Annotated in this window: 5 protein-coding genes; 1 reads left to right on the top strand and 4 read right to left on the bottom strand. The window is 46.3% G+C overall.

Translation table 11 applies throughout. The features are described 5' to 3' along the window. Positions 1-112: 112 nt before the first annotated feature. The 4 genes from AC5I6P_RS28305 to AC5I6P_RS28290 all read right to left on the bottom strand — a co-directional run bounded on the left by AC5I6P_RS28305 (position 113) and on the right by AC5I6P_RS28290 (position 4,658). Positions 113-1,096, bottom strand: a complete 984-nt coding sequence (locus tag AC5I6P_RS28305; RefSeq protein WP_495697124.1) for an FTR1 family iron permease — start codon at positions 1,094-1,096, stop codon at positions 113-115. 118 nt (positions 1,097-1,214) lie between these two features. Continuing rightward, entirely contained in the window at positions 1,215-2,231 is a 1,017-nt protein-coding gene (locus AC5I6P_RS28300; protein ID WP_495697123.1) for a 4-helix bundle domain-containing protein, read from the bottom strand. Positions 2,232-2,405: 174 nt separating this feature from the next. Beyond that, complete coding sequence (locus tag AC5I6P_RS28295) at positions 2,406-3,413, bottom strand: multicopper oxidase domain-containing protein (protein WP_495697122.1); 1,008 nt, start codon at positions 3,411-3,413, stop codon at positions 2,406-2,408. 252 nt (positions 3,414-3,665) lie between these two features. Then, positions 3,666-4,658, bottom strand: coding sequence for a glycosyltransferase family 2 protein (locus AC5I6P_RS28290; protein WP_495697121.1), 993 nt, complete (start codon positions 4,656-4,658; stop codon positions 3,666-3,668). An 820-nt stretch (positions 4,659-5,478) separates the two neighbouring features. Here AC5I6P_RS28290 and AC5I6P_RS28285 point away from each other — a divergent pair. Next, entirely contained in the window at positions 5,479-6,801 is a 1,323-nt protein-coding gene (locus tag AC5I6P_RS28285) for a glycosyltransferase family 4 protein (RefSeq protein ID WP_495697120.1), read from the top strand. Positions 6,802-7,109 lie beyond the last annotated feature (308 nt).

Raw genomic sequence — 7,109 nt, 5'->3', positions numbered from 1 at the left:
GTTTATTTCACAGCCTTGCTGATTGAACTTCGCTGAAAGGTCAACAGAACCTAGTAATTTTACAAAACTTGGCAAATCCACTTCCTTTGGATTGCTCTCTGCACTAACCCGCTTATGTTGTTTGTTTAGATTTAGAGGAATTTGGTTCAATTCCCTTAAGAGAGACTTTGCGAGAGAAGATTGCCCGTCCAGAAAGCGTTTGAAAATAAATACTACCGATCGTCACTAGAAAAACGACATAAGCAATGGCTTGAACCGCGTACAATCGCTGAGTATAGCCAAACAATGCGCTCAAGATTGCTCCTGGAAACCGATCGTCAGGCAGCACTTTTGCAAAGTTCCAAACCATGGGGCCTAGAATGCAATCTCGGTCTTGAGGTTTGGCAAACCGTTCGTAAAAGAAACACAAAGACTGAGATTTCCGATCGACTTGTGCCACTGTACTGAGGGCAGTGTCAAAGTGTCCCAATGCTGTAACAACCAGACCCGACACAATCAACAGCAGCAGCACGCCCATCACTAAGAAAAATTTTCGCAAATTGAGCTTGACGCCCCACTTAAACAGCAAGACGCCAATTCCAGCAGATACGGCGATTCCAGACAAAGCACCGATCGCGGGAATCAATCCTTGCTGAAACTTGCCCACAATAAAGAGGACAGTCTCAAATCCTTCTCGCAGTACCGCAAAGAAAATCAGCCCAAAAATGCCCCAGCCTGCTTTAGCATTCCGACTCAACGCTGAGCCAATGGCTCCTTCAACCTCCTGTTTTAGGCTACGAGCGTGCTTGGTCATCCAAATCAGCATCCAACTGAGCATCGCGATCGCAAGCAGACTAAAGACGCCTTCGAGCAGCGGCTCTAGCGCTGAGCCATAGGGAAGATTTGCTGATCCCAAGCTCTGAATCATCCATCCAAACAACACGCCAACCAAGGCACTCGCAATGAGTCCAACGATGATCCCACCGTAAACCCAGGAGTTTAGATGAGGCTGTTTCGCTTTTTTGAGATATGCCAGAACGATTCCGACGACTAACGCCGCTTCGACCCCTTCCCGCAAAGTAATCACAAAGGTGGGTAACGCTGAACTAAAATCCATAGTGAAGTACGTTAATACGAGGGTTACGTGAGGGGCATTCAAAAAGGGCAGCAATCAGAATTCCCGAAACCAGCGATTAGTATAGACGCGGCTTCGGAAATCTCATTTGTTGTAATGGTTACGAGGCCTTTGTCACTTTCTGAGTACTCGCTTCGATCGTCTTCACCATCTTGGAAACCTCATCGCTGGTACTGACTGGGGCGGCAGGAGCCGTTGGCGTGGGCCATGTCTTTGTCAAGGTTGCCATCGTGGTTTCAATCTCCTTATGAGCATCCTGATGCTCCTTTGCCATTTGAACCGAGATCCCATCGTAGAGTTCATTGGCATATGTGACAAAGCCGCGAGAGTCTTGATATTCGATCAACTGAGAGATTTTGCCATCGGCGATCGCGGCTCCATACTCGGAGTTAGCGGTATCTAGCAATCCGTTGATCGTTTTCAGCACAAAGCTAGGGGAGTTGCGTTGCGTTTCAGGAAGGGCCGCGATCGCGGTGTCAACTGACTGCATGGAAGACTTGAAGCCCGTGCCAACTTTGGCTGCATCTTTTGCCCCGGCTTTAACCTCATCTTGCAGCGCAATCAAAGGCTCTTTAAATGCCTGCACTTTGCGCTCATTGAGTTGGTCTTCTACATCCGCGTAAATTTCCTCAACCGGATGCCCAATATGAGGTTCAGCCTGATCAGGCTTTTGTAGATCTAGCAATTCTTTGGCAACTATCAAATGACCTTTCATCAAGGCTAGCTTCGTCATGTAATCAACATCCTTAGCTTCCCCTTCAAGCTGAATATCTTCGATCGTCACCATGTCTTTGATCTGATCGAACTGCGGCTGCGTGACAACATTCTTTGCGACCAGTTCTTCGACATTGCCATAAGGTCGGCTTGCCTGAATCTTGTTTGACAGCGCTGGAACACCCAGTTTTGCTTCTAATTTGTCGAGTTCTGACAAAATGGCAGAGTTAATGTTGATTTTTCTACCGCCACTCATCGAGTGATTCATCGCTGAACTTGCTTGGGTAGAACTTTGAGCCGCTGGAGCCGAGGTTGTTGTGTTCGGGGTCTGATTGCTACAAGAAATCAGGATCGCTATGCTCAACGCTGAGCAGAAATAACCAATAAACCGAAGGATAGACATGGTGATTGTGTGATACTGAACAGGATTTTGAGAGTTAGAACAAGATTCTTATGAATGTTTTTACCTGAAAAAAGATTTACTTACTGAAAAGGCTTCTCATCAAGTAGTCACAAGTATTCTGATGGTTTATAGGAATGATTGTCAATAATTTGATTGAGTTAGTCCCATCCTGCTTCAAGCTTTATCATTGCCAACAACCTCAAACAGTCCCATACACCCTGCTTCTGCGATCGCATCTTGGTGCGGATGAAACATAAATTTGCCAGGATAGCGGAAGCTGAATTCTAAAATGTGCCGCTCTGCGGTTCCCATCGTGATCACATCAGTTTCTTCGCTTGGTTCTAGGGTGCGTCCTGTCCGAAATACTTTAAACATGTTGGCGTGTAGATGGAACGTGACGACCGGATCAAACTCAATTAGGTTTAATATATACAGCCGAATCAACTGATTTTGTTGAATCGGAATCGGGTGATTCATGTAGTAATCGGGCAAGCCATTGATTGCGTAGAGTTCGTTTTTCTGATCTTCGTTCGTGTCATAGCCCGCCATAATCATGATCATTTCATCCGCAGGCGGACGCGGCGTTGGCGGGTCAATAATAAACATGCCATAGAGTCCTTTGCCTACATGCCTCGTCACAGGCGCAATATGGCAATGATACAGATGAACGCCATACGGCTCTGCATCAAACTCATAAATCATCACCGTATTATTGCGCACAGGCTTAATCCCATCCATATCAGGGGGATGTACGCCGTGAAAATGTAGTGAGTGGGAATGCCCAGCCCGGTTATAGAAAATGACGCGAATGCGATCGCCCTCGGTTGCTCGAAAGGTTGGTCCTGGAACTCGTCCGTTTAGATTCCAGGTGATAAACGTAGTGGATTTGTTGAGTTGAATGGGCGACGTGTGCGCTTCAACCCGAAATTCTCGCACCGTGCGTCCATTCTCTTGCTTGACTGTTCCATAGTCAAAGTCGCGCAAAACCGCTAACGGGTTCGCTACTGCTGCGTTTGACAAAGTATTCTGCACGGGAGGGATAATGACTTGAGACGATGAGCGACGATTGAGTGCTTCAACTCCCAATGCCGATCCAACGGCTCCAACTCCTGCGACTAGTCCCCACTTCAGCGCTTGACGACGATTTAAAGGAAATTTCTCTGAATTTTTATCATTAAACATGACGATCGCGAGTCAGTGGGCTTAAGTAAAGATGTCCCCTTTAGCAGAATAACGTTGACGTTTATTTTTAGCAATTATTCTCATTAAGCAGCCATAGCTGCTATTCACAGTAACGCCAAGCAAGGGGTTGAAATGATTTAACTAGAAAAACCGCGCTTAATGAGGTAAGCGCGGTTAGAGATGAGTAGACAACTTTAGATGATGAGATGAGGAGATGATGAGATGAGGGTCTAAATTGATCAGCAGTAAACGTTAGGATTCTGTTTCACTGAGCACTGAGCCAACGGGAGTGAAGCCGCCAGAAGTATTCAACACAACCCGCTCCATATCGAGATCCGATTCCCATTGACGACTGGCTGCAAACTCTTGCCGGAAACGATCGCCAAATTGCTCTCCTGAACCTGTGATGCTTTCAATGCCGCGTCGCAGGCTCCACTCCACTAGTTTCTGCACACAGCAAGCGCGTTCAATCGGGGACATCGGAAAAGTCGCGATCGCATCTAAGTAGGTTTTCGTCTTCACCAATCCGGTGAACTTCGACATACTGCGCTTCACTTTAGGATCAAACCACTCCAACTTCGTTGCGGTGTCCTTTAGTTTGCAATAACATTCTGCATGGTCCCGGCGAGAGAATAGGTAGTTCTCAACGTAACCCACATTGCCTTGTAACAGCATGTCTGCGACAAAATTGCGGTCTGACCCTGCAAAGCTACGCTGTAGCTGAGTTCGTTTCACCATCTGCGATCGCATGAGGCCAAACACTTCAGTAAAGTAGCCTGCCCAGAGAATTTTCCAAAACCGCTCAGACGGAGTTGCACCGTTTAACCGAATTTCGCCATCATAGGTTCCAATACACTGACCAGTCTCGTTGATGACCAGCGATCGACTGTGAGCAATTGCAAGAGAATTGTCTTGATCTAACAACTCTACACACTGCCGCAAATAGTCTGGCTCAAGTGTGTCATCGTGCGCTTGCCACTTAAAGTAATCAGCATCGCTAGCCTGAAAGACATAATTGTAGTTAGGTCCACCCCCGATGTTGTGCTGTTGGCGATGATAGACGATGCGGCTATCTTGCTTCGCATACTCACGACAGATCTCCTCAGTCGTATCTGTAGACGCATTATCGCTGATGAGTAATTGAAAATCTGTATACGTCTGCGCCAAGATTGTCTCGATCGCATGACGAAGATAGTTTTGACCGTTGTAAACGGGTAAGCCGATGACAACACGAGGACTTCTCATTGAACCACCTGATGATTAATGAACAGAGTGTCTAAAATGGGTTACTTGAATTGATCGCTGGTAGCTTTCTACTCCAGGTCTTTAGCAGTTCTAAATTTAGAAAGCATGAATAATTACCTACAAAGCATGAGTAATCACCTAGCCAGAAGGGTGCTACTGTTCGCTTCTCCTAAGCAAGTGAGATGCGCTAATAGAGTTTCAGTGAATCAAAGACGAGCACAACCATCTAACGAGTAGAAAGCTAACGCAATTTGCAATAGCCTTTCCGATAGTAAGTACATTCTTAATAAAAAACGTTGACAAGCTGTAGAAAAAGTGACTTTTGCATTTACTGTAGAAACTACTTAAGCATCTTCACTAATATGTATCTGCAAATTACAAAAACCACTAGTCACCCCATCTAATCTTTACAAAAACTAAATATCCAATAAGGAGGATGTGAATCCTCCTTTCCTTTGATTTTCTAGATATAGCTATGCGGCTATCGTGTCTGCGCAAACCATAATCTGCGCAAAATATAAGCAATGTGCAACTTTAAGTTTGTCGTCGTACTTGAAATCCTCGCGCCGCCCTGATCCCCAGCCCTTCTCCCGTGAAGGATAGAGAGCAAAAGCGCTCCCCTTAGCCAGTGGGAGAAGTTGGGAGATGAGGAGAGAGAAAGTTGCGCATTGCCTAAACGTGTGTTCTTAAATATCTAGCTTAGATAAAGTTTCCCCAGCTTTGTAGATATCCCTGTGGACTTTACTCAGTTAAACGAGTTCTCAGTTGAACGACTTTGATCGAATGAAATTGGAAGACAAGTGGAGCAAGTTGAATTTATATGCGAGTCCTAATATTGGCTGAGGATTGCAACCCGGATTGGCCTTCGTTGCCTGTGGTTGGCTACAAGTTCGCACGAGCGATCGCGGAGCAGGCAGACGTAACACTCGTCACGCAAATTCGCAACAAACTCAATATCGAGCGAGACGGCTGCGGCAAGGCTAAAGTAATTTATTTGGACACGGAAGAATTTGCAGCCCCCCTCTATAAGTTCACTAAGTTCTTACGAGGAGGCGATCAAACCGGATGGACAACCAGCGCGGCAATGAATTACTTTCATGCGCTCTATTTCGAGTGGGCCGTCTGGCAGCAGTTTCAACATCAGTTAAAAAATTATGAGTTTGATGTTGTCCATCGATTAACTCCGATGTCGCCGACGCAGCCTAGCCTTATAGCAACTTTAAGTCCTGTTCCGTTTGTTTTAGGCCCTCTCAATGGTGGATTGCCTTGGCCTAAGCAGTTTCAAGCAGAACTTCGGAGAGAAGGTGAATGGTTAAGCTATGTCCGTGCGGTCTACCGCCATCTGCCCTTTGTTCAAGGGACATATCGAAAGTCAGCGGCTATTTTGGCAGCCTTTGACCATACGATCGCAGACTTGCCCACCCGTGATCGCTCAAAGGTCATTAATTTTCCAGAAGTAGGCATCGATCCAAACTTATTTTCTGCTCCTAACCGCCCACAGCGGCAGCAGATGACCATTCTCTTTGTCGGTCGTCTCGTTCCTTACAAACTGCCGGAAGTGGTTGTCCGCACGTTTGCATCGAGTCCGCTTCTAAGAGAGCATCGGCTCGTTGTCGTTGGAGATGGTCCTGAACGATCGCGGTTAGAGGACATTATTGCTGAGCATCACTTAGAAGAGTGTGTGCAATTAGTGGGTCGCAAATCTCAGGTGGAAGTTGGGCAGATGATGCGCGACTCTGAGATCTTTGCCTTTCCATCAATTCGCGAGTTAGGGGCAGGCGTTGTCATCGAAGCAATGGCGTGTGGTATGGCTCCTGTGGTTGTAGATTACGGCGGCCCAGCGGATTTGGTACAACCTAATTGTGGCGTCAAAGTGCCTATGGGAAACTTAAATCAACTAGTGCAACGGTTCACTGCCGAGCTAGAGAACCTTGTTACTCATCCTAATCAGGTCACAGCTTACGGTCAAGCCTCTCATCAACACGCCGTAACTTATTACAGCTGGAATGCCAAAGCCAATCAAATCATGCATCTCTACGCTCACTTATCAGGTCGGAAAATGTCTACGCAGGAGGACACTTTAGAGGGATTCGTCAGTCCTTCTAACCTTTCCCCATCGCAGTCACCCTTAGTGAAATCGTAAGAGCAATATCTTAAATAGTATCTGCTTAACTCACACCTTAATATTTTCGAGGTAGAGAGATGTCTAGAGTAGAGAGCGGAGGGTTTTTCATAAAGGCAGAAACTGCTCGCCTCTGCTCTTCTCTTATCCCGAACTCAGAGCAAAATACTTTTCTTTAACTGATGTATTAGTTCCACCTTCAACTAATGTATTAGTTTTACAATGTGCTGTATCTGCGAACCACAGCGCGAGACAACCAGGGCTTACTGCGCATAAAGTCCGCTTGACTCACGGTGGGCCAGACCCGCTAAAAGCTTTTCCAGAAATCA

The organism is Myxacorys sp., from assembly GCF_059501405.1.
The sequence above is the reverse complement of the archived record's forward strand: the minus strand, read 5'-3'. Positions and strand labels throughout refer to the sequence as shown.

What these genes read in the sequence shown, in the direction of transcription:
- AC5I6P_RS28305 (WP_495697124.1), bottom strand. Translation starts at nt 1,096, where the DNA reads ATGGATTTTAGTTCAGCGTTACCCACCTTTGTGATTACTTTGCGGGAA.
- AC5I6P_RS28300 (WP_495697123.1), bottom strand. Translation starts at nt 2,231, where the DNA reads ATGTCTATCCTTCGGTTTATTGGTTATTTCTGCTCAGCGTTGAGCATA.
- AC5I6P_RS28295 (WP_495697122.1), bottom strand. Translation starts at nt 3,413, where the DNA reads ATGTTTAATGATAAAAATTCAGAGAAATTTCCTTTAAATCGTCGTCAA.
- AC5I6P_RS28290 (WP_495697121.1), bottom strand. Translation starts at nt 4,658, where the DNA reads ATGAGAAGTCCTCGTGTTGTCATCGGCTTACCCGTTTACAACGGTCAA.
- AC5I6P_RS28285 (WP_495697120.1), top strand. Translation starts at nt 5,479, where the DNA reads ATGCGAGTCCTAATATTGGCTGAGGATTGCAACCCGGATTGGCCTTCG.